The organism is Micromonospora sp. NPDC023814, from assembly GCF_040639595.1.
Taxonomy (GTDB): domain Bacteria; phylum Actinomycetota; class Actinomycetes; order Mycobacteriales; family Micromonosporaceae; genus Micromonospora.
In genome coordinates this window covers 1-20,007 of record NZ_JBFAAF010000100.1, presented here as the reverse complement: position 1 = coordinate 20,007, position 20,007 = coordinate 1, and the positions used below count along the sequence as shown (strand labels likewise).

Annotated in this window: 19 protein-coding genes; 11 read left to right on the top strand and 8 right to left on the bottom strand. The window is 73.2% G+C overall.

The window, feature by feature from the left end; genetic code table 11:
- Positions 1 to 204: 204 nt before the first annotated feature.
- A complete protein-coding gene (locus tag AB0G14_RS32020; RefSeq protein ID WP_357703915.1) occupies positions 205 to 912 on the top strand; it encodes an HAD family hydrolase in 708 nt (235 codons plus the stop codon).
- A gap of 494 nt (positions 913 to 1,406) precedes the next feature.
- Complete coding sequence (locus AB0G14_RS32015) at positions 1,407 to 2,210, top strand: L,D-transpeptidase family protein (protein ID WP_357703913.1); 804 nt, start codon at positions 1,407 to 1,409, stop codon at positions 2,208 to 2,210.
- A gap of 30 nt (positions 2,211 to 2,240) precedes the next feature.
- On the opposite strand, the gene AB0G14_RS32010 is transcribed toward AB0G14_RS32015, so the two are convergent.
- The 4 genes from AB0G14_RS32010 to AB0G14_RS31995 all read right to left on the bottom strand — a co-directional run bounded on the left by AB0G14_RS32010 (position 2,241) and on the right by AB0G14_RS31995 (position 4,581).
- A complete protein-coding gene (locus AB0G14_RS32010) occupies positions 2,241 to 2,516 on the bottom strand; it encodes a hypothetical protein (protein WP_357703911.1) in 276 nt (91 codons plus the stop codon).
- A 47-nt stretch (positions 2,517 to 2,563) separates the two neighbouring features.
- Positions 2,564 to 2,995 carry a hypothetical protein gene (locus AB0G14_RS32005; RefSeq protein WP_357703909.1) on the bottom strand — a complete coding sequence of 144 codons (432 nt, stop codon included), beginning with the start codon at positions 2,993 to 2,995 and terminating at the stop codon, positions 2,564 to 2,566.
- 186 nt (positions 2,996 to 3,181) lie between these two features.
- Complete coding sequence (locus tag AB0G14_RS32000; protein WP_357703907.1) at positions 3,182 to 3,889, bottom strand: VOC family protein; 708 nt, start codon at positions 3,887 to 3,889, stop codon at positions 3,182 to 3,184.
- A 113-nt stretch (positions 3,890 to 4,002) separates the two neighbouring features.
- A complete protein-coding gene (locus tag AB0G14_RS31995) occupies positions 4,003 to 4,581 on the bottom strand; it encodes a DsbA family protein (RefSeq protein WP_357703905.1) in 579 nt (192 codons plus the stop codon).
- Between the two features lie 230 nt (positions 4,582 to 4,811).
- On the opposite strand from AB0G14_RS31995, the gene AB0G14_RS31990 reads away from it, so the two are divergent.
- Genes AB0G14_RS31990 through ugpC form a run of 4 tightly spaced genes read left to right on the top strand, consistent with a single transcriptional unit; the run spans position 4,812 to position 9,146 of the window.
- The gene (locus AB0G14_RS31990) at positions 4,812 to 6,104 is read left to right on the top strand and encodes an ABC transporter substrate-binding protein (RefSeq protein ID WP_357703903.1); all 1,293 of its coding nucleotides are present in this window, start codon (positions 4,812 to 4,814) and stop codon (positions 6,102 to 6,104) included.
- Positions 6,101 to 7,096: a sugar ABC transporter permease gene (locus AB0G14_RS31985; RefSeq protein WP_357703901.1), complete on the top strand. Its 996-nt coding sequence runs from the start codon at positions 6,101 to 6,103 to the stop codon at positions 7,094 to 7,096. The genes AB0G14_RS31990 and AB0G14_RS31985 overlap by 4 nt, the downstream gene beginning before the upstream one ends.
- 1 nt (position 7,097) lies before the next feature.
- Positions 7,098 to 7,931 carry a carbohydrate ABC transporter permease gene (locus AB0G14_RS31980; protein ID WP_357703899.1) on the top strand — a complete coding sequence of 278 codons (834 nt, stop codon included), beginning with the start codon at positions 7,098 to 7,100 and terminating at the stop codon, positions 7,929 to 7,931.
- Between the two features lie 9 nt (positions 7,932 to 7,940).
- Positions 7,941 to 9,146: a sn-glycerol-3-phosphate ABC transporter ATP-binding protein UgpC gene (gene ugpC, locus AB0G14_RS31975; protein ID WP_357703897.1), complete on the top strand. Its 1,206-nt coding sequence runs from the start codon at positions 7,941 to 7,943 to the stop codon at positions 9,144 to 9,146.
- Positions 9,147 to 9,208: 62 nt separating this feature from the next.
- Here ugpC and AB0G14_RS31970 read toward each other — a convergent pair whose 3' ends face one another.
- Positions 9,209 to 9,943 (bottom strand): YsnF/AvaK domain-containing protein, encoded by a 735-nt coding sequence (locus AB0G14_RS31970; protein ID WP_357703895.1) that lies wholly within the window; start codon positions 9,941 to 9,943, stop codon positions 9,209 to 9,211.
- Positions 9,944 to 10,094: 151 nt separating this feature from the next.
- Positions 10,095 to 11,165: a winged helix DNA-binding domain-containing protein gene (locus tag AB0G14_RS31965; RefSeq protein ID WP_357703918.1), complete on the bottom strand. Its 1,071-nt coding sequence runs from the start codon at positions 11,163 to 11,165 to the stop codon at positions 10,095 to 10,097.
- A gap of 164 nt (positions 11,166 to 11,329) precedes the next feature.
- Here AB0G14_RS31965 and AB0G14_RS31960 point away from each other — a divergent pair, with 164 nt between their 5' ends.
- Entirely contained in the window at positions 11,330 to 11,716 is a 387-nt protein-coding gene (locus AB0G14_RS31960; RefSeq protein ID WP_357703893.1) for a DUF4190 domain-containing protein, read from the top strand.
- 196 nt (positions 11,717 to 11,912) lie between these two features.
- Here AB0G14_RS31960 and AB0G14_RS31955 read toward each other — a convergent pair whose 3' ends face one another.
- Positions 11,913 to 12,401: a GNAT family N-acetyltransferase gene (locus AB0G14_RS31955; protein WP_357703891.1), complete on the bottom strand. Its 489-nt coding sequence runs from the start codon at positions 12,399 to 12,401 to the stop codon at positions 11,913 to 11,915.
- Between the two features lie 109 nt (positions 12,402 to 12,510).
- Between AB0G14_RS31955 and wrbA the strand changes: the two genes are divergently transcribed.
- Entirely contained in the window at positions 12,511 to 13,128 is a 618-nt protein-coding gene (gene wrbA / locus AB0G14_RS31950) for an NAD(P)H:quinone oxidoreductase (protein ID WP_357703889.1), read from the top strand.
- A gap of 85 nt (positions 13,129 to 13,213) precedes the next feature.
- Here the strand turns inward: wrbA and AB0G14_RS31945 are convergent, their stop codons facing one another.
- On the bottom strand, positions 13,214 to 15,187 hold the full coding sequence (locus AB0G14_RS31945) for a chorismate-binding protein (protein WP_357703887.1): 1,974 nt from the start codon (positions 15,185 to 15,187) through the stop codon (positions 13,214 to 13,216).
- 255 nt (positions 15,188 to 15,442) lie between these two features.
- Between AB0G14_RS31945 and AB0G14_RS31940 the strand changes: the two genes are divergently transcribed.
- From AB0G14_RS31940 to AB0G14_RS31930, 3 genes are all read left to right on the top strand, one after another.
- Complete coding sequence (locus AB0G14_RS31940) at positions 15,443 to 16,822, top strand: FGGY family carbohydrate kinase (RefSeq protein ID WP_357703885.1); 1,380 nt, start codon at positions 15,443 to 15,445, stop codon at positions 16,820 to 16,822.
- 102 nt (positions 16,823 to 16,924) lie between these two features.
- On the top strand, positions 16,925 to 19,447 hold the full coding sequence (locus AB0G14_RS31935) for a nitrate- and nitrite sensing domain-containing protein (RefSeq protein WP_357703883.1): 2,523 nt from the start codon (positions 16,925 to 16,927) through the stop codon (positions 19,445 to 19,447).
- A 5-nt stretch (positions 19,448 to 19,452) separates the two neighbouring features.
- The gene (locus AB0G14_RS31930; protein WP_350711208.1) at positions 19,453 to 19,866 is read left to right on the top strand and encodes a roadblock/LC7 domain-containing protein; all 414 of its coding nucleotides are present in this window, start codon (positions 19,453 to 19,455) and stop codon (positions 19,864 to 19,866) included.
- Positions 19,867 to 20,007: the final 141 nt, after the last annotated feature.

Here is a 20,007-nt window from a genome sequence, read left to right as displayed (position 1 = left end):
GGGAGTGGCCCGGTGGCAGGACGTGGAGCCGACCGTAAGACCCGCCCCGGCGGGCCGGTGGCCGTGAAGCGTCAACCCGGCCCCGCTCAGGCGGACAAGACCGGGACCGTCCCACCGCAAGGCGGGACATACCGATCAGTCGCTACAGCGCACTGACAGGTAACGGCAGTACCGTGGCGCCGGCCGTCAACGGGGAGGAAAGCCATGGCAGACACGACGCGCCGGCGCGGCGGGCAGGTGCTCGTCTTCGACGCCGACGACACGCTCTGGGAGAACAACATCCTGTTCGAGCGGGTGATCGACGACTTCCTGGAGTGGCTGGACCACCCCACGCTCGACCGCGCCGAGACCCGCGCCATCCTGGACGACATCGAGCGGGCCAACACGGTCGCGCACGGCTACGGCAGCAAGGTCTTCCTGCGCAGCCTGGCCGAGTGCCTGGAGCGGCTGCGCCAGCGGCCCGCCACGGAGGCCGAGCGGCGCGAGATCGAGGGTCTGGCGGCGGCGCTGGCCGATCACCGGGTGGAGCTGATGCCGGGGGTGGCCGAGGCGCTGGACGACCTGGCCGGCCGGCACGAGCTGTTGCTGCTGACCAAGGGCGAGCCCGAGGACCAGCAGCGCAAGCTCGACGCCTCCGGGCTGCTGCACCACTTCCGGGCCGCCCACATCGTGCCGGAGAAGGACGTCGACACCTACCGGTGGCTGACCCGGGAGCACGACATCGACCCGGCCGTCGCCTGGATGATCGGCAACTCCCCGAAGTCCGACATCCTGCCCGCCCGCGCCGCCGGCATGAACGCCGTGTTCATCCCCAACGACAACACCTGGGTGCTGGAGCACGCCGAGCTGGACCCGGCCGACCGGGGCGTGCTGCGGCTGTCCGCGTTCCCCGAACTGCTGCTCCACTTCTGAGCCGTACGCTGGTCGCGGGCGGCGGCGCGAGGGCCGCGGCCCGGTGGTCGCCTCGACGGGGAAACAGCGCTGGCCCACGGGGCCGCGTTACGTCGACATGCCGCTTTTTCACCTTGACATCAATCACGCTCGCTCGGACCCGGTTCGTCCTTGTCCGGCCCGCGGACGCGCGCCTAACCTGATCCGGCGCTCACGGCTCGTCGGGGTGAGTCGGGAGCGCGCCGAAGTCCGGTAGTTGGGCACCGTGGAGCTGAGTGCAGGCGGCAGGCTCGCCGTGGTGAGCCCGGCGTGGGCGGCGTGCCACGCCCGCGCGCTCATTCGGTGATGTCCGCTACCACGCCGGACGGCTGGGGGTCAGGATCGGGGAGTTGCGGACCCGGTCCTGACCCGCCCCCAGCGGACACGCCCCCTCCAACCCGGCACGACGTCAAGGGGTCAGGAAATCTGATGCCAGGGGACCACGGGAACGTGTGCCGGCTGCCAGGATGTCCGGCATGAACCGGAGAAACCTCCTAATTGCCGCCGCCGGCGCGGCGGCGTCCGCCGTCGTCGCCCCCGCGGCCCGCGCCTCCGCGGCCCCCGCAGCCCCGGGAACCCGGGACGCCTGGAGCACCACGACCACCGTGGCCCGCTATCCGAGCGACCGGCGCATGTGGGTCGACCCGAACAACCGCGCCGCCAAGCTGCGGACGCTGCCGGTGGAGTGCCAGCAGGTCATCGTCGTCGGCGGCGCCAGCTACACCACCACCTACGCGACCCTCGAGACGTACGCCAAGGTGCTGGGCCACTGGCGGCGGGTGTCGGGCGCGCTGCCCGCCCGGATCGGGTCGAAGGGTTTCAGCGACAACCACGTGGAAGGGGTGCCCACCACCCCGACCGGGGTCTACTCGATCGGCCCGACCATGTACGGCATCGGGGCCAACCCCGGCGTGCGCTACCCGTACCACCGCCTCGTCAGCGGCGACTGGTGGAACGAGAACCCGGAGTCGCCGCTCTACAACACCTTCCAACACAGCGCCACCAACCCCGGCGGCTACAGCGAGGCGCTGTGGCAGGAGACGCCCGCGTACACGCACTTCGCGGTGATCACGTACAACATGCCACCGAACGTGGCGAAGCCCGTGCCGTACGCGGGCAGCGGCATCTTCCTGCACGAGTTCAGCACCAGCACCGGCAACGCCACCGCCGGCTGCGTCAGCCTCTCGCACACCAACCTGGTCGCCGTGCTGCGGTGGCTGAACCCGGCGCTGTCCCCGCGCATCGTGATCAGCCCGTACGCGAACCTCGACCGCTACTGACCGGCGCGCCGGGGTGCTGCCCCCGCGACGTCAGGAGACCTCGCCGCGGACGATCGCGACCGCCACCCGGCAGAACTCGTCCATGTCCGGCTGGAAACCGGCCGCGATGTCGGGGTGCAGGCCGCCGCGCGTCTCGTCGAGCAGCCGCTGGCAGACCTGCTCGACCGGCTCACCGGCGTAGCTGGCGCTGACCCGTTCCGTCGCGGCCTGCAGCGCCGACGTCAGCTGGTCCTCCAGCGGGCCGCGCAGCTTCTGCTGCACGGGATCGAGCCCGCGAGGGTCCAGCGTGACATGTGGCTCCGACATCGGCGCTCCTTTCGTCGGCGTCCGCGGTACCCCACCGCGGCCGTCGGTCAAACCACGTTCGGTGCGGCGGCGACCCGCACCTGGTACGAGAATTCCTCGGCCGGTTCCTCCGCGTACGACAGCCGGCGGATCTGCCGGTCGTCGTCGTAGAGGGCGACGTCCACGAGGACGCCGAGGTGCGCCAGGCCGATGCTGGCCACCCGCTTCTTGTCCTGGAGCACCGCGCACACCCCGCCGAGCAGGGTGCTGGCGTCGGAGGTGCGGTGCCCCGGCGGGCAGCGCAGCACGAGGTCCACCTCGACCGGCCCGGACAGCGGGGTCCAGCCGGTGTGCTGGGCCGCCGCGCAGGCCGCTTCGAGCAGGGCGCGGACCCTCGTCGCCTGCCGGTGCCCGGCGGCGAAGATGGACAGCGCCTCGGTCTTGACCGGTGGCAGGCCGCTCACCTCGAACGTCAGGGCGAGAGCGCGGGTGTCCTGCACGACGGCACCTCCTCGTTGGGGACGATCCTGCCCAACCGGTCGGGTGGTGCAGGGGAGTTCCCGCGAGAACCAACCGATCGGACAGGATGGGGTCGGCCGGAGGCGTGTCGACGTCGGCGGCGAACGCGCTGGCTGCGGAGCTACGGAAACGTTAGTCGACCGGCCGGCCGCTCGGTAGCTCCACGCTCACGGGGTGGGACGCGGCGCGAAGGCGCAGAACTCGTTGCCCTCGGGGTCGGCCAGGACCCACCAGCGGACCGCGTCGTCGGGCTCGCGCAGCAGCGTCGCGCCGGCCCGGATCAGCGCCGTCGGCTCCGGGTCGGTCAGGTCGACGTCCCAGTGCATCCGGTTCTTGACCGTCTTGTGCTCCGGCACCGGGTCGAAGACCCAGTGGTCCCACGGGAAGCCGGCGGCGCCCACCACCGACGCGGCGGCGCTCGCGTCACCGGCGTCGACCTTGCCGCCCGTCACCTCGGCCCACCAGGCCGCCTGGGCGGCCTGGTGGGCCGAGGTGACGATCAGCTCGAACGGCCCGGGTCGGGCGCCCTCGCGGGGCGGGAACGCGCAGAACAGGTTGCCGTCCGGGTCGGCTAGCACCCACCAGCCGATCTCCGCGTCCGGCTCGCGCACCAGCCGGGCGCCGGCCGCCAGCAGCGCCGCCGGGTCTGCCTCGGCCAGGCGCAGGTCCAGGTGTACGCGGGTCTTGACCGTACGCGGCTCCGGCACCCGGTTGACCCAGATCGACTCGGCCCCGGATCGGGCGGCCCGGGGGTCGACCCGCGTGTCTCCATCGCCGAGGTCGACGAGGTCGCCGTCGAGCACCCGGGCCCAGAACGCCCCGGTCTCGCGGGGGTCGGCGGCGTCCAGACAGAGATCCTTGAAGCTCGCGATCACGCCCCCATCATCCCGCCCACCCCCCTGCGACCCGCCCCGCCACGCCTGCCCCGCTCCCCGGCGATCGTGAGGCTGGTGGCGACGAAGTCGGCGCGAACGGGGAGAGGGGGAGGTCAGTGGCGGGCGCGCTTGATCTCGTGGAAGGCGGGCATCCGGATCAGGGGGAGCAGGGAGTCCCAGACGGTCAGGGCGTCGTCGGTGCCGGGGACCTCGGTCAGGATGGGGCCGTGGATGCCGCGTTCGGCGCCGGGCACCTTCAGCACGGGTGAGCCCACGTCGGGGCCGGCGGACGCGTATGCCAGCGCGTGCGACTCGCGTACCGCGTCGTCCCAGCGGTCGTCGTCGAGGGCCGGCGCGGCCTCCTGGAGGTCCGCCGCCTCGACGGCCGCGTCCACGATCTTCGGCGACAGCCGGTTGCCGGCGTCGTGGCTGCGCGCGCCGACCTCGGCGTAGAACCGGGCGACGTCGTCGTGGCGGCCGTCGGCACGCAGCGCCTCCACCAGCCGCAGCGCCCGGCTGGAGGCGGCCATCGCCTCGGCGAACTGCGGCGCGACGTTCCCCTCGTTGAGGATGGCCAGACTGAACGCCCGCCACTCGAGGTGCAGACCGCGGGCGTCGGCGACGGCGACGAGCCACCGGGACGTGCGCCAGGTCCACGGGCAGGCGGGATCGAAGAAGAAGGTGGCGTCCATCGGCCGAGCCTACGGGCGACCCGTCGGAGCCGCACGGCGGTGACCCGCACCACAACCGGCCCGTGTCGGGGCCGTCTCACCAGCGTCAGGTTTCGCGACTTCGCAGGTCGGGCAGTGTTGGGGCCACGAAACGCCCGGGGCGGCAGATGCGCAGGTCAGCGCCCTGATCGTTCCGCCGTGCGCCGGGGCGCGGAGCATCACCCCGGCTTTGGGCCGACACGAGAGGAGGGGTGATGAGCGACCCTGACAAGGCCCGACGCCGGGGGCGGCCCCGCGTGCGCGCGGTGGCCGCGGCCGCGGCGTTGACGCTGGTGGCGCCGATGGCGGCGGCCTGCGGCTCCGGCGGGGACAGCGGCACGCCCACGATCAACCTGTACTACCCGCCGGAGCAGAACCTGCAGAAGGTCGTCGACGACTGCAACGCGCAGGCCCAGGGGCGCTACAAGATCGCCTATCGGGTGCTGCCGCGGCAGGCGGACGACCAGCGGGTGCAGCTGGTCCGCCGGCTGGCGGCGCAGGACAGCGGGATGGACGTGCTCGGCCTCGACGTCACCTGGACCCAGGAGTTCGCCAGCGCCGACTGGATCCTTGAGTGGACCGGGCAGGACAAGGCCGAGGTGGAGCAGGGCACTCTCGCCGGCCCCCTCGAGACGGCCCGCTACCGGGACAGGCTCTACGGCGCGCCGAAGAACACCAACGTGCAGCTGCTCTGGTACCGCAAGGACCTCGTCCCCGAGCCGCCGAGGACCTGGGACCAGATGATCTCCACCGCCCAGGAGTTGAAGCAGCAGGGCAAGCCGTACCAGGTGCTGACGATGGGCGCGCAGTACGAGGGCCTCGTCGTCCTCTACAACACCCTCGCCGAGAGCGCTGGCGGCAAGATCCTCAGCGACGACGGTGAGCAGGCCGTGATGGACGCCGGTACCGTCCGGGCGCTGGAGCAGCTCCAGCGGTTCGCCGCGTCGGGCGTGACGTCGCCGTCGTTCAGCAACGCCACCGAGGACCCCGTCCGGCTGGAGTTCCAGTCCGGCAGCGGCGCGTTCCAGGTGAACTGGCCGTTCGTCTACCCGGCGATGCAGGAGGCCAACCCGGAGCTGGCCAAGCAGGTCGGCTGGGCGCGGATCCCGGGCATCGACGAGAACACCCCGAGCAAGGTCACCATCGGCGGGGTCAACATGGCCGTCAGCGCGTACTCGAAGCATCCCGAGGAGTCCTTCGAGGCGGCCCGGTGCATCCGCAACGAGAAGAACCAGAAGTTCTCCGCGATCAACGACGGCGTGCCGCCGACCATCGAGAAGGTCTACGACGACCCGGAGATGGCCGAGGCGTACCCGATGAAGGAGACCATCCTCGAGGAGCTCAAGGACCCGGCGGTCCGGCCGTTGACCCCGGCGTACCAGAGCATCTCCACCGTCATGTCGGCGATCCTGTCGCCGCCGTCGGCGATCCGGCCGGAGCAGACCGCCGACGAGCTGCGCGACGCCATCGCCGACGCCCTCGACTCGAAGGGGGTCCTGCCGTGAGCGTCAACGCCACGCCCGCCGGCGCCGACGCCACGGCACAGGCCGAGCGCCCGGCCGGGCGGCACGCCGCGGTGCCGGCCCAGCGGGGCGGTCGCGGCCGGAAGGCCCCGCTGAGCGAGAACAAGAAGGCCGAGCGCCGCGTGGGCTGGCTGCTCTGCGCCCCCGCCGCGCTGGTCATGGTGCTGGTGACCGCGTACCCGATCCTCTACTCGGTCTGGCTGTCGCTCCAGCGCTTCGACCTGCGCTTCCCCGACGAGCGCGAGTTCATCGGGCTGGAGAACTACGTCACCGTGCTGACCAACGAGTTCTGGTGGACGGCGTTCGGGGTGACCGCGCTGATCACCGTGGTCACCGTCGCGGTCGAGCTGGTGCTCGGCATGGGGCTGGCGCTGATCATGCACCGCACGCTGGTCGGCCGGGGCATCGTCCGCACCGCGGCGCTGATCCCGTACGGCATCGTCACGGTGGTCGCGGCGTTCTCCTGGCGGTACGCGTGGACGCCCGGCACCGGCTACCTGGCGAACCTGTTCAGCGAGGGTGCGCCACTGACCGAGCGGGCCAGCTCGCTGGCGATCATCATGCTGGCCGAGATCTGGAAGACCACGCCGTTCATGGCGCTGCTGCTGATGGCCGGTCTGGCGCTGGTGCCGGAGGACCTGCTCAAGGCCGCCTCCACCGACGGCGCGACCGCGTGGCAGCGGTTCACCAAGGTGATGCTGCCGGTGATGAAGCCGGCGATCCTGGTCGCGCTGCTGTTCCGCACCCTGGACGCGTTCCGGGTGTTCGACAACATCTTCGTGCTGACCGCGGGCGGCAACGAGACCTCGTCGGTGTCGATGCTCGCCTACAACAACCTGATCCGGGGTCTGAACCTCGGCATCGGGTCGACGATGTCGGTGTTGATCTTCATCGCTGTGGCGATCATCGCCTTCGTCTTCGTGAAGCTGTTCGGTACCGCTGCCCCCGGCAGCGACGACGGGGAGAGGCACTGAGATGGCTGACACCACCACCCGGGCCAAGCTGCGCTGGGGCCTGCTGGACGCCATCGTTGTCGTCTTCGCGCTGGTCCCGGTCCTCTGGATCATGTCGTTGTCGTTCAAGACCCCGGCGACCCTGACCGACGGGAAGTTCATCCCGCAGGAGTGGACGCTGGACAACTACCGGACGATCTTCTCCACCGACCAGTTCGTCCGCGCCCTGGTCAACTCGATCGGCATCGCGTTGATCGCCACCGTGATCGCCGTGGTGCTCGGCGCCATGGCCGCGTACGCGATCTCCCGGCTGGACTTCCCCGGCAAGAAGCTGCTGGTCGGCGTCTCGCTGCTGATCGCGATGTTCCCGCAGGTGTCGCTGGTGTCGCCGCTGTTCGAGATCGAGCGGCAGTTCGGCCTCTTCGACACGTGGCCGGGGCTGATCCTGCCGTACATCACCTTCGCGCTGCCGCTGGCGATCTACACGCTGTCGGCGTTCTTCAAGCAGATCCCGTGGGACCTGGAGAAGGCGGCGAAGATGGACGGCGCGACGCAGGGCCAGGCGTTCCGGCGGGTCATCGCCCCGCTGGCCGCGCCGGGGCTGTTCACCACGGCGATCCTGGTCTTCATCTTCTGCTGGAACGACTTCCTCTTCGCCATCACGCTGACCTCCACCGAGCGGGCCCGCACGGTGCCGGTGGCGCTGTCGTTCTTCACCGGCGAGTCGCAGTTCGAGGACCCCACCGGGGCGATCTGCGCCGCCGCCGTGGTGATCACCATTCCGATCATCCTGTTCGTCCTCTTCTTCCAGCGCCGCATCGTCTCCGGCCTGACCTCCGGCGCAGTCAAGGGATAGGTGGTAGTGATGGCTGACATCGTGCTGGACAAGGTGAGCAAGAGGTTCCCGGACGGGACCACGGCGGTGCGGGACGTCGACCTGGAGATCGCCGACGGCGAGTTCGTGATCCTGGTCGGCCCGTCCGGCTGCGGGAAGTCCACCACCCTGAACATGATCGCGGGCCTGGAGGACATCAGCTCCGGCGAGCTGCGCATCGGCGGCGATCGGGTCAACGACAAGGCCCCCCGGGACCGGGACATCGCGATGGTGTTCCAGTCGTACGCCCTCTACCCGAACATGACGGTGCGGGAGAACATGGCGTTCCCGCTGCGGCTGGCGAAGCTGGACAAGGAGACGATCAACCAGAAGGTGGAGGAGGCGGCCAAGGTCCTGGAGCTGACCCCGTTGCTGGACCGCAAGCCGGCGAACCTCTCCGGCGGCCAGCGCCAGCGGGTGGCGATGGGCCGGGCGATCGTCCGGCAGCCGAAGGCGTTCCTGATGGACGAGCCGCTGTCCAACCTGGACGCGAAGCTGCGGGTGCAGATGCGTACCGTGGTGTCGCGCCTGCAGAAGCAGCTCGGCACCACCACCGTCTACGTCACCCACGACCAGACCGAGGCGATGACCCTCGGCGACCGCGTGGTGATCATGCGGGGCGGCGCCGTGCAGCAGGTCGGCCCGCCGCAGGAGCTGTACGACCACCCGCGCAACCTCTTCGTCGCCGGGTTCATCGGCTCGCCGTCGATGAACTTCCTGCACGCGGTTGTCGAGGACGGCAAGCTGCGTACGGCGCTGGGCGACGTGCCGATCGGCGAGCGGATCCGGCGCGAGCTGTCCGGCGGCGACGCGCCGCGCGAGCTGATCCTCGGCATCCGGCCCGAGCACTTCGAGGACGCCGCGTTGATCGACGACGACACCCGCCGCCGGGGCGTGGAGTTCGAGGCGCCGGTCGACATCGTCGAGACGATGGGCTCCGACAAGTACGTCTACTTCAGCGTCGAGGGGGAGCGGGCCAGCGCCGCGGAGCTGGAGGAGTTGGCGGCCGACGCGGGCGCCGACTTCAGCGGCGGCGGCGCCAGCCTGGTGACCCGGCTGTCGGCCGAGTCGCCGGTGGAGGAGGGGCAGCACCGGCGGGTCTGGTTCAACCTGGAGAAGATCCACCTGTTCGACCCGTCGAACGGGCGCAACCTGACCCTGCACGAGGGGCGGGCGGCCGGCGCGCTCGCCGACTGACGCGAACGACGCGCGGGGCGGGTGGGTCGCGACGACCCACCCGCCCCTTGCCATGTCGGCGGTCAGCGGCGTCGCCGGCTGGCCTCCGGGATCTCCGCCTCGATCCGCTCCCGCCGGATCCGGTCGTCGACGGGCTGCTGCTCGACGACCTCGTCCTTGGCGAGGTGGACCCGCTCGACGGGCACCGTGTCCTTGCCGACCACCGGCCGTTCGGCGCGCAGGGTCATCTCCTGCTCGGCCTCGCCGATGTCGGCGCGGACACCGCGGGCGTCGCCGGCGGCAATGGGCTCCCGCTCGACGTACACCTCGTCGTGCTCGACCGGCACGGTGGTGTGCACGTCCTCGGTGACGACGTACTTGCGCAGCCGCGCCGTACCGGCCGGCTGGCTCTCCGTGCCGACCCGCAGTCGCTCCTCGGACCGGATCAGGTCCTCGCCCGCCGCCGGCGCCCGCCCCCGGGCGGCGCTCGGCGCGCCCTGCGGCTGCAGGTGGTAGTGGGCGTAGAGCTGCTCGATCTGGGCCGTGTTCAGCGGCTCGTCGGTGCCGGCGTCCACCGCGGGGGCGTTCTTCACGGTGGACGTGTCGTAGTCGACCGCGAGCCCGCCGTCGGTGATCCGGGCCTTGTCCAGCGGAGCCATCGACTCCTTCCGGCCCGTCATGCCGGTCTTCACGCTGACCCAGGTCGGCTCGCCGGCGGCGTCGGTCCAGATCTGACCCACGCTGCCGATCTTCGAACCCGAGCGGTCCTTGACGTCCTGTCCGTACAGCGAACTGGCCTGCTGTGCGCTGAGCTTCATGGGTCGTCTACCTCCCTCTCGTGTCGCCGGACGGATACCCGGCCGACCGGAGCGGATTCGTCGGTGGCCCGGTGAATAGGAGCAGCACGGTACCGTCGGGGCCACCGGGGCCACCGGGGCCAACGGGGCCCCTGGGGGCGCTGTGGACGACTCAGGCCGCCCAGGCGACGTGGAGCACGCGGTCGAGGAAGGCCGCGTAGCGGCCGAAGGCGTGTTCCACCCCGGCCCGCTGCGCCGCGCCGAGCGGTGCCAGCGGGCGGACCGTCACGGCCACCCGGTCCCGACCGACCACCCGTTTCCAGGTGCCCACCACCCGACCACCGCGCACGACCGTGGCCTGGAAGACGCCGTTGCCGCCCGGCACGATCGCATCCCGGTGTGCGGCGTCGAGCATCAGCGAACGATCCTTGTAGCCCAGCAGGTATTCGTCGAAGCCGGGCAGCACCAGCAGGTCGTCGTCGACCGATGCGCGCGGCGCGTCCGGCAGGGCCGCGTCGACCAGCGCCTCCTGCCCGTCGACCCGCACGAGGGCCAGGGCGTCGCCGGCCGCGGCGAGGCCTCGGCGGGCGTCGGTGAGCGTCAGGCCCGTCCAGCCGGCGAACTCCCGGTCGGTGACCGGCCCGTGGCCGCGGACGTAGCGGAGGGCGAGGATCGCCAGCGCCTCGTCCCGGTCGGGCCGGTGCGGCGCGGGTGCCCACTCGTCGAGCAGGGCGAAGGTCTGCTCGGTGCCCACGTTCGGCGCGAGGCAGGTGACGCCCCGCACGCTCGCGTACCAGAGCAGGTGGTAGCCGCGCTGCCCGGCGGTGCCGATGCCGGCCGCCTCCAGCGCCGCCAGGCAGTGCGCCCGGGTGAGCCGGCCGCCGCCGGCCAGCGCGGCGCCGAGCACGTCGACCGCCCGGTCCGCGTCGGCCTCGGACAGCCCGAGCTGCGCGCGGCGCGTCGCGGCGGCGGCCAGCGAGCGTACGCCGGTCAGCTCCAGCATCCAGCGGGCGTCGCGGGGCGGCACGAGGTGCACGGTGCCCCGCATCGGCCAGGTGCGCAGCGCCTCCCGGCGTTCCAGCGCGGCGTGCACGTCGGCGTGGCCGAGCGCGGGCAGCCGGACCCCGAGCGACCACATGCCGCTCGCCACGTCCTGCGCCTGCATGGCCCCGAACCACTCCACCACGTCGGCGACCCCACCCGGGCGGGTGGTGGGGTGCGGGCGCAGCAGCAGGCTGGTCATCCGCAGCGCGAGCGCCTCACGGCCGGTCAGGTCCACGGGATCGGGCTCCTCGGGTCGGGGCAGGGCCACAGCTTAGGACCGGCCCCCGACATCCGACGCATGACGGCCGCCGCAGCGGGAAACCGGCCGCCGGCGGGCGCGTCACGCGCCCCGGAGGGAGCGACATGACTGCGTCCAGCGAGCCGGCCCGGGGTGCCGGCGTGCCGACCCGGGCCGGCCGGGCGGGCCCGTCGGCCAAGACCAGCGCCGCCGCGGCCTTCGCGTTGGTCTTCGGGGTGGCCGCGCTGATCAGCGTGCTGACCGTGATCCTGTCCTGGATCGGGCTGCTGCTCGGCATCATCGGCGTGATCCTGGGGATCGTCGGGCTCAAGATGGCCCGCCGGCCCGGGGTGACCGGCCGGGGCGTGGCGCTCGGCGGCCTGGTGCTCAGCGCCCTGGCGGTGCTGATCGGACTGGCCTTCGCCGCCGGGATCACCACATTCCTCAACAACGAGAGCGCCGTGGACCGGATACAGCGGCAGGTCGACGACCTGCGCGACCGGTTGGACTGACCCGCCGGGGCGTCCTCCCCTGATCGCGCTACGCCGGCCCGGCCGGCGGAGCGCGATCCCCCGTTCAGGTCGACCGGTGCGGGGCGACTGCCGGCCCGCCCGCGCCGGTGCCACCAGGATCCCCCGCCGCCGGCCCACCCGGCATCGGTACGCATCGAAACCTGCGTACATCTTGAGCCGCAGAGTCGCCGGGGGCTCAGAGCCGGCGGTGCATGACGAGCAGGTCCACGTACCCCTGGTCGGGGTGCCGGAACGCCTCGGGCACCCGGCCGACGACCTCGAAGCCCAGGGAGCGCCAGAGCGCCACCGCCCGGGTGTTCGTCGCCACGACGGCGTTGAACTGCATGGCCCGGTAGCCGTCGGCGCGGGCGAGCGCCAGCACGTGCTCGCCGAGGGCGCGTCCCAGGCCGCGCCCGCCGGCGGTCGGGGCGACCATGAAGCTGGCGTTGGCCACGTGGTCGCCGGGCCCGAGCTGGTTGGGCACCAGCTTCGCCGAGCCGAGCACGGCGCCGTCCGGGTCGACCGCGACGACCGTGCGGCCCGGCGGGGGCACCAGCCACATCGTCCGGGCCCGCTCCTCGTCGACGTCGCGGGGCCAGGTGTACGTCTCGCCGGCGGCCACGATCTCCCGAAGGAACGGCCAGATCCGCGGCCAGTCCTCGGCGGTGGCGTCCCTGATCATCATTCCCCCAGCATCTCGCACGTCGGGTTGGCCGGGGCCCGCCCCCGCCGTTTGACGCCGCAAGTACCGGGTAGTCGCCGGAGCTGACCCGACATGAGGAGGGAAACACCTGATGGCTGCCCAGACCAAGGTCGCGGTGATCTACTACAGCGCGACCGGCATCACGTACCAGATGGCGCAGGCGGCTTGCGAGGCCGCCGGTGAGGCCGGCGCCGAGGTGCGCCTGCGCAAGGTGCGCGAGCTGGCGCCGGACGAGGCGATCCGCTCCAACTCCGGCTGGCACGCGCACCGCATGGAGACCCAGGACGTCCCGGAGGCCCAGTTGGACGACCTGTCCTGGGCGGACGTGGTGATCTTCGGAACGCCGACCCGGTACGGCGTGATGGCCGCCCAGCTCAAGCAGTTCATCGACACCACCGGGCCGCTGTGGTCGCAGGGCGCCCTGGCGAACAAGGTCTACTCCGCGTTCTGCACGACGGCCACCTCCCACGGCGGTCAGGAGGCGACCCTGCTGTCGCTGTTCACCGTCTTCTACCACTGGGGTGGGGTGGTGGTCACCCCCGGCTACACCGACCCGAGCCAGTTCGTCGCCGGCAACCCGTACGGCGCCTCGCACACCAGCAACAACGGCGAGACCGCGCCGGACGACATCGCCCTCGGCGCAACCGCCCTGACGACGAAGCGGGCGGTGCAGATCGGTGTCGCCCTGAAGGCCGGCCTGGCCGGCTGAGCCGGCGGCGACCGGCGGCCCGGACGGGGGCTCTCGACCCGCCCGGACCACCGGTCGCATCCAGCCCTACCCCCGATCGGGACGACTATGCGCGCTCCACCGTCGCCGATCGCTCGCCGGTCGCGGACAGGTCCCCGGCAGGCGACCGTTCCCCGGCCGTCGACAGTTGCCCGGCGGGGGAAGGCAGCAGCCCGGACAGCAGGTCGGCCAGGACCGCCAGGCCGTCCGGGCTGAGCACCGACTCCGGGTGGAACTGCACCCCCGCCACGCCCCGCCCGCGCAGCGCGTGCACCGCGCCGTCCGCGCCGTCGCGCGCCACCTCGACCGGCCCGTACGGGGTGGTCAGCCGGTCGGCGTCCGCCCGGGCCGTGAACGTCGAGTAGAAGCCGACCCGGCGCCGCGTGCCGAAGAGCCGCACCTCCCGCTGGAGCCCCTGGTAGGGCGCGTCCCGGCGGTGCAGCGCCAGCCCGAGCAGGCCGCACAGCAGCTGGTGGCCCAGGCAGACCGCCAGGATCGGCCGGCCCTCGGCGAGCAACCCGGCGAGCAGACCGCGCAGCGCGACCATCTTCGGCTCGGTCGTGCTGCCCGGGTCGCCGGGACCGGGACCGACCACCACCAGGTCGTAGCCGTCCACGGGGCCGGCGGCGTGCCACGGCCGAAGCGTCACCGCCAGGCCCAGCGCGCCCAACTGGTGGGCGAGCATCCCGGTGAACGTGTCCTCGCCGTCGACGATCAGCACCCGACGCCCGGCCAACCCGGGCAGGCCGGGCGCGTCCGGGGCGTGCTGGTCCAGCCAGAACCGGGCCAGCGGCGCGTTGCGGGCAGCCAGCGCCGCGCGGACCTCGGGGTCGTCGGCGAGGCGTACCGCCGGGCGCGCGCCGGCCGTGGGGGCCTGCGGGCCCAGACCCAGCGCGGCGAGCACGCCGGCGGCCTTGGCGTGCGTCTCGGCCACCTCGCCCTCGGCCGTGGAGTGCCGGACCAGGGTGGCCCCGACCGGCACCCGCAGGTCGCCGGCGGGGGAGATCTCGGCGGTCCGGATCAGGATCGGCGCGTCCAGGCTCTGCCGGCCGGCGTCGTCGCGGCCGAGCAGCGCCAGCACCCCCGCGTAGTAGCGTCGCCCGGTGCGCTCGTGCCGGGCGATCACCCGGCAGGCGTTCTCCATCGGGCTGCCGGTGACGGTGGGCGCGAACATCGTCTCGCGCAGCACCTCCCGTACGTCCTTCGTGCCCCGGCCGGCGAGCAGGTACTCGGTGTGCGCCAGGTGGGACATCTCCTTGAGGTACGGCCCGACCACCTGGCCGCCGTGCTCGGCGACGGTGGCCATCATCTTCAGCTCCTCGTCCAGCACCATGTACAGCTCCTCGACCTCCTTGGGGTCGGCGAGGAAACGCAGCAGCGCGCCCCGGTCGGCGTCCGCGCCGGTGTGCCGGAAGGTGCCGCTGATCGGGTTCATCATGACCAGCCCGTCGTCGACGCTGACGTGCCGCTCCGGGCTGGCGCCCACCAGGATGCGGGTGCCGGTGTGCACCACGAACGTCCAGTACGCCCCGCGCTCGCCGGACAGCAGCCGGCGCAACGCCGCGAGCGCGGCGACCAGCGGCGGCCCCTCGACGGTGGCGCGCAGGCAGCGGTGGATGACGAAGTTCGCGCCCTCGCCGCGCCCGATCTCCTCGGCGAGCACCCGGCCGACGGTGGCCGCGTACGCGTCGTCGCTGACGTCGAAGCCGGCGCCGGCGGTGCGCACGGGCACGTCGGGCAGCGCGGCGAGGGCCTCGGCCAGACCGATCCGCTCGTGCCGGGCGATCTCCAGGCACTCCAGCGGTACGCCGTCGTCGACGCAGGCGAAGCCCCGCTCGGTGACCTGCCGGTAGGGCACCAGCGCCAGCGTGCGGGGGCCGGGCGGCCCGTCGGGCAGCGGGATGTCGGCGAGCCGTTCCGCCACGCGTACCGTGCCGGTGAACAGCTCCAGGTGGTCGGCGCCCTCGCGTCGGACGAGCGCGAACGGGCCGGGGTCGGCGCCGGCAGCGACGGCGGCCAGCAGCTCGGGCAGGTGGGTCATGGGGTCTCCTCGGGCCGGGCGGCACCCGGGCGGGGCGACCGGGAGGGCCGGGGAGAGACCGGCGGCCGCCTCGTCGGGCGGCCGCGTGGGAAGCTACGCGCGGGGGATGGCCGCCGGGTCGGCGGGCCACCAGCAGGACAGGTGCGCGAGCATGGCACCACCCTACGCGGCGGCCCACGGGCCGGGAAGCCGATCGGGCGTACGGCCCACCCGCTGGGACGCCGGCCCGCGGCGCACCGGGTAACTTGACCGTCGATGAACATTCTCGCGCTCGACCTGGGCACCTCCTCGGTACGCGGGCTCGTGCTGGACGCGGACGCCCGCCCGCTGCCCGGCGCGCTGGCCCGGCGCAGGGTGAGCCTCGTCGTGCACGACGACGGGACCGGCACGCTGGACGGCCCCGGCTACCTGGCCTGCCTGGTCGAGTGCCTGGACGAGCTGGCCGTGGCGGGGCACCTGCGGGACGTGTCCCTGGTGGCGACCTCCGCGCAGTGGCACTCGGTGGTCCCCCTGGGCGCCGACGGCGTGCCCCTCGGGCCGGTGCTGACCTGGCTGGACACCCGGCCGGCAGCCCTGCCCGGCGCGCCGGGGCCGGCCGACCCGGACGATTTCCACCAGCGCACGGGCACGTGGTGGCACCGCTGCTACTGGTCGATCCGGCTGCCCTGGCTGCGGGAGCACACCGGCGGCCCGATCGCCCGGTTCGCCGGCCTGGCCGAGTACGTGCTGGGCGAGCTGCTCGACACCGCGCCGATGTCGATCTCCCAGGCGTCCGGCACGGGACTGCTGGACCTGCGGACCCTGGACTGGGACGCCGAGGCCTGCGCGCTGGCCGGTAGCCGGGCCGAGGAACTGCCCGAACTGGCCCCGGCGCGGTGGCGGGGCCGGCTGCGGCCCGCGTACGCGCGGCGCTGGCCCCAGCTCACCGACGCGCCGTGGGCCGGGCCGGTGGGCGACGGCGCGGCGTCGAACGTCGGCACCGGCTGCGTCGCCCCGGACCGGGTCGCGGTGACCGTGGGCACCTCGGCGGCGGTCCGGCTGATGCAGCGCGGCCCGGCGGGCGAGGAACTGCTCCCGCTGCCGGAGACGCTCTGGCGCTACCGGGTCGACCACGACCACGTGGTGACCGGCGCCGCGTACTCCTCCGGCGGCAACCTGTTCGCCTGGGCCAACCGGGAGCTGCGGCTGCCCGAGGGCGCGGAGCTGGACGCCGCGCTGGCCCGGCTGCTACCCGACGGCCGCCTGCCGGTGAACGTCCGCTTCGGCGGCGATCGGCCGCCCGGCCTGGTGCCGGCCGGGTCCGGCGAGCTGCGGGGGCTGAGCTTCAGCAGCACCGCCGTGGACATCCTGGCCGGGTTGATGCGGGGCCTGTGCGACCTGGTCGCCGAGGACCTCACGGTGCTGGAGTCCACCGTCGACAAACCGGTCGAGGTGGTGCTCGGCGGGGGAGCGGTGGCCGCCTCACGCTGGTGGCGTTCGGCGTTCGCCGCCGCGCTCGCGCCCCGGCCCGTGTGGTACGGGCGCAACCCGGAGGTCGGGGCGAGCGGTGCGGCGCTGGTCGCGTTGGGCCGCGTCGGCGACGCGACCCGGCTCGCCGACATCGGCCGGACGGACGAGCCCGCCTCACCCTCCTGAGTCGCACCTCAGCCCGGCCCGTTGACACAGCTCGCGGGCCTGATTGGATGGACTCCGTTCCCCGGGTCGCCGCGGCGGACGCGAGGGACGTAGGAGGCAGGTGTGGGCGCAGGTCCGGGCCCGGCACGGGGCGAGGTGCCGCACCACCGCCGGCGCCGGTTCGACGTCCGGGTCGTCCCGCACCGGCGCCGTTCGCCGTTCCGGTTGCGGGACTGGCGGATGCGCACCAAGCTCGCCACCGTGCTGGTCATCCCGTCGGTGGCGTTCCTGGTGCTGGCCGGCGTGCAGACCCACGCCCTGGTCGGGCAGACCACCGCGCTCGGCGACTTCGCCGAGCAGGTGGGCATCGGCCGGCAGATCACGGCCGCGATCCACCAGCTCCAGCAGGAGCGGGACCGGGCCGCCGGTGAGCTGGGCGAGCTGCGGCGCAGCGGCGCGGGCGCCGACCGGGACGCGGCCATCGTCGCGCTGAAACCGTTGCAGAGCGCCACCGACCAGGCTCTGCGCGAGCTGCGCCGCGCGGCCGAGCCGCTGGCCGACGCCGACGCGTCCTGGCGGGTCGCCTACTCCGAGGTGCTGGAGGCCTACCAGCAGGTCGTCTACATCCGGGCCGCGATCCCCCCGGCGGTGCTGGGCAGCGACACCATCCTCAGCAACTACCACCGCGCCGTCGACGCGCTGCTCAGCCTCCTCGCCGAACCGTCTCCCGGCGAGGACCAGCCCGCCCTCAGCGACGCGGTGCTGCGCTACGTCCAGCTCGCCCGCGTCAAGGAGCTGTCCTCCCGGGTCCGCGCCCAGCTCTACGAGGCCGCCCGGTCCGGCCGGTACGGCGTGGAGGACCAGGTGGTTCTGACCGACCTGCGGGCCCAGCAGCTCACCGCGCTGGGCGCGTTCCGGGTTGCCGCGACGGCCGCGCAGATCGGCCGCTACGACGAGACCTCCGTAGACCCGGCGTTCCTGGCCGCCACCCGGCTGGAGGAGCAGAGCCTGCCGACGGGCGGCGCCCAGCCGGCCGTCCTGCCCGCTCCACAGTGGTGGGCGGCCAGCGAGCAGCGCCAGGAGCTGCTGCGCCGGGTCGAGGCGTCGGTGCTCGACGACGCCGTACGACAGGCCGACGAGGTGAGCGCCGCGCAGTTGCGCACGACGCTGCTGGTCGTCGGCGTGGTCGTCGCGGTGCTGCTGGTGGCCCTGCTCATTTCCGTTCTGGTCGGCCGCTCCATTGCCCGGTCCATGCGGCTGCTGCGCGGCCAGGCTCTGCGGATCGCCCAGCTCGAGCTGCCGGAGGCCCTGGACCGGCTGCGCACCGTGACCGGCGGCGTCCCCACGATCGAGGTCCCGCCGGCGGTGGTCCGCTCGCTCGACGAGATCGGCGAGCTGGCCGAGGCGTTCGTCGCGGTGCACCGCAGCGCGGTCAGCGTCGCCGTGGAGCAGGCAACCACGCGGCGCAACGTCAACGCGATGTTCGTCAACCTCGCCCGGCGCAGCCAGGTGCTGGTCGAGCGCCAACTGGAGCTGCTGGACGACCTGGAACGCGAGGAGAGCGACCCGGACCAGTTGGAGAACCTGTTCAAGCTCGACCATTTGGCCGCCCGCATGCGGCGCAACGACGACAGCCTGCTGGTGCTGGCCGGGACCGAGTCGACCCGCCGGTGGAACCGGCCGGTGGGACTCGGCGCGGTGCTGCTGGCGGCCAGCGCCGAGATCGAGCAGTACCAGCGGGTGCGCCACGAGGCGGTGGCCGACCTGCACGTCGTCGGCCACGCCGTCGGTGAGCTGGTCCACGTCCTCGCCGAGCTGCTGGAGAATGCCACCTCGTTCTCCCGCCCCGACACGGTCGTGGCCGTCACCGCCGGGACCGAGGGCCCCGGTGCGGTCATCGAGATCGCCGACGAGGGCCTCGGCATGAGCCCGGCCGCCCTGGCCGAGGCCAACGCCGTCCTCGCCACGCCGCCGGCAGCCGACGTCGCGACCGTCGAGCGGATGGGCCTGTTCGTGGTCAGCCACCTCGCCGCGCGGCTCGGCGTCGAGGTGCGGCTGCACGGCCGCGCGAACGCCGGCCTCGTCGCCCGGATCCGGCTGCCCGGTGAAGTCCTGGCCCCGACGCCTGCGACGGAGCCGGGCGCGTCCGCCCCGGCGCGGATGCTGACCTCCGCGGTCGCCTGGGCCGGCGCGCCGTCGCCCGACGAGATGCCGGTGGCCGGCCGCCGCCCGGAGGCCGCCGTGCCCCACCAGACCCGGCCGGTGCGGGCCGAGGAGGTGCCCGTGCCGGCGGCCGGGTCGCCGGCGGGCCCGGCCGCCGGGTCGCCCACGGGCGGGGGCTGGTGGTCCCGCCAGGGCCCGGCGCCGGCCCCGGTACGGGAGACCTCGCCCGCCCCGCCCGCCGTCCCGGTGACCGGCGGGACCAACGCCCGCGGGCTGCCCGTACGGGTGCCGATGGCCCAGCTCTCCGCCGTCACCCAGCCGGCGCGGCCGCAACAGCCGGCGGCACGCCACGACCCGGACCCGGAGGCGGTCGGCGGCATGCTGTCCCGGCTCTACAGCGGCGTCCGGCGGGCCGAAGCCGAGGACACCACCGAGATTTTCATGCCGCCCGGCGGCGTGCGCTCCGAAGGAGGAGATCGATGACGACGTTGAGCCAGGAGGCCCGCGACCTGAGCTGGCTGGTCAGCGGATTCACACAGCGGGTGCCGGGAGTGGCGCACGCCATCGTGGTCTCCTCCGACGGCCTGCTGGTCGCGATCTCCGACCACCTGCCCCGGGACAACGCCGACAAGCTCGCCGCGGTGACATCGGGACTGATGAGCATCACCGCGGGCGCCGCCCAGATGTTCGACGGCGACGTGGTCAAGCAGACGGTCGTCGAGATGGGACGCGGCTACTTCCTGGTCATGCAGGTGCGCGACGGGTCGATCCTGGCCACGCTGGCCGGCGCGGACGCCGACATCGGCGTGGTCGGCTACGAGATGGCGCGGCTGGCCAAGCAGGCGGGGGAGATGCTCACCCCGGCGCTGCGGGCGGAACTGCAGCAGGCGCTGCCGCGCTGACAAAGGCTTACCGCGTGACGCCGGGATCGCTCGGCCACGGCGTCACGCCGCCGGCGGCGAGATAGGAAGATCACACGACTTAAATCCACTCACAAAATACTGCAACAGGTTAGGCCTATATTTGGTTTAAAAGGTGGGGGT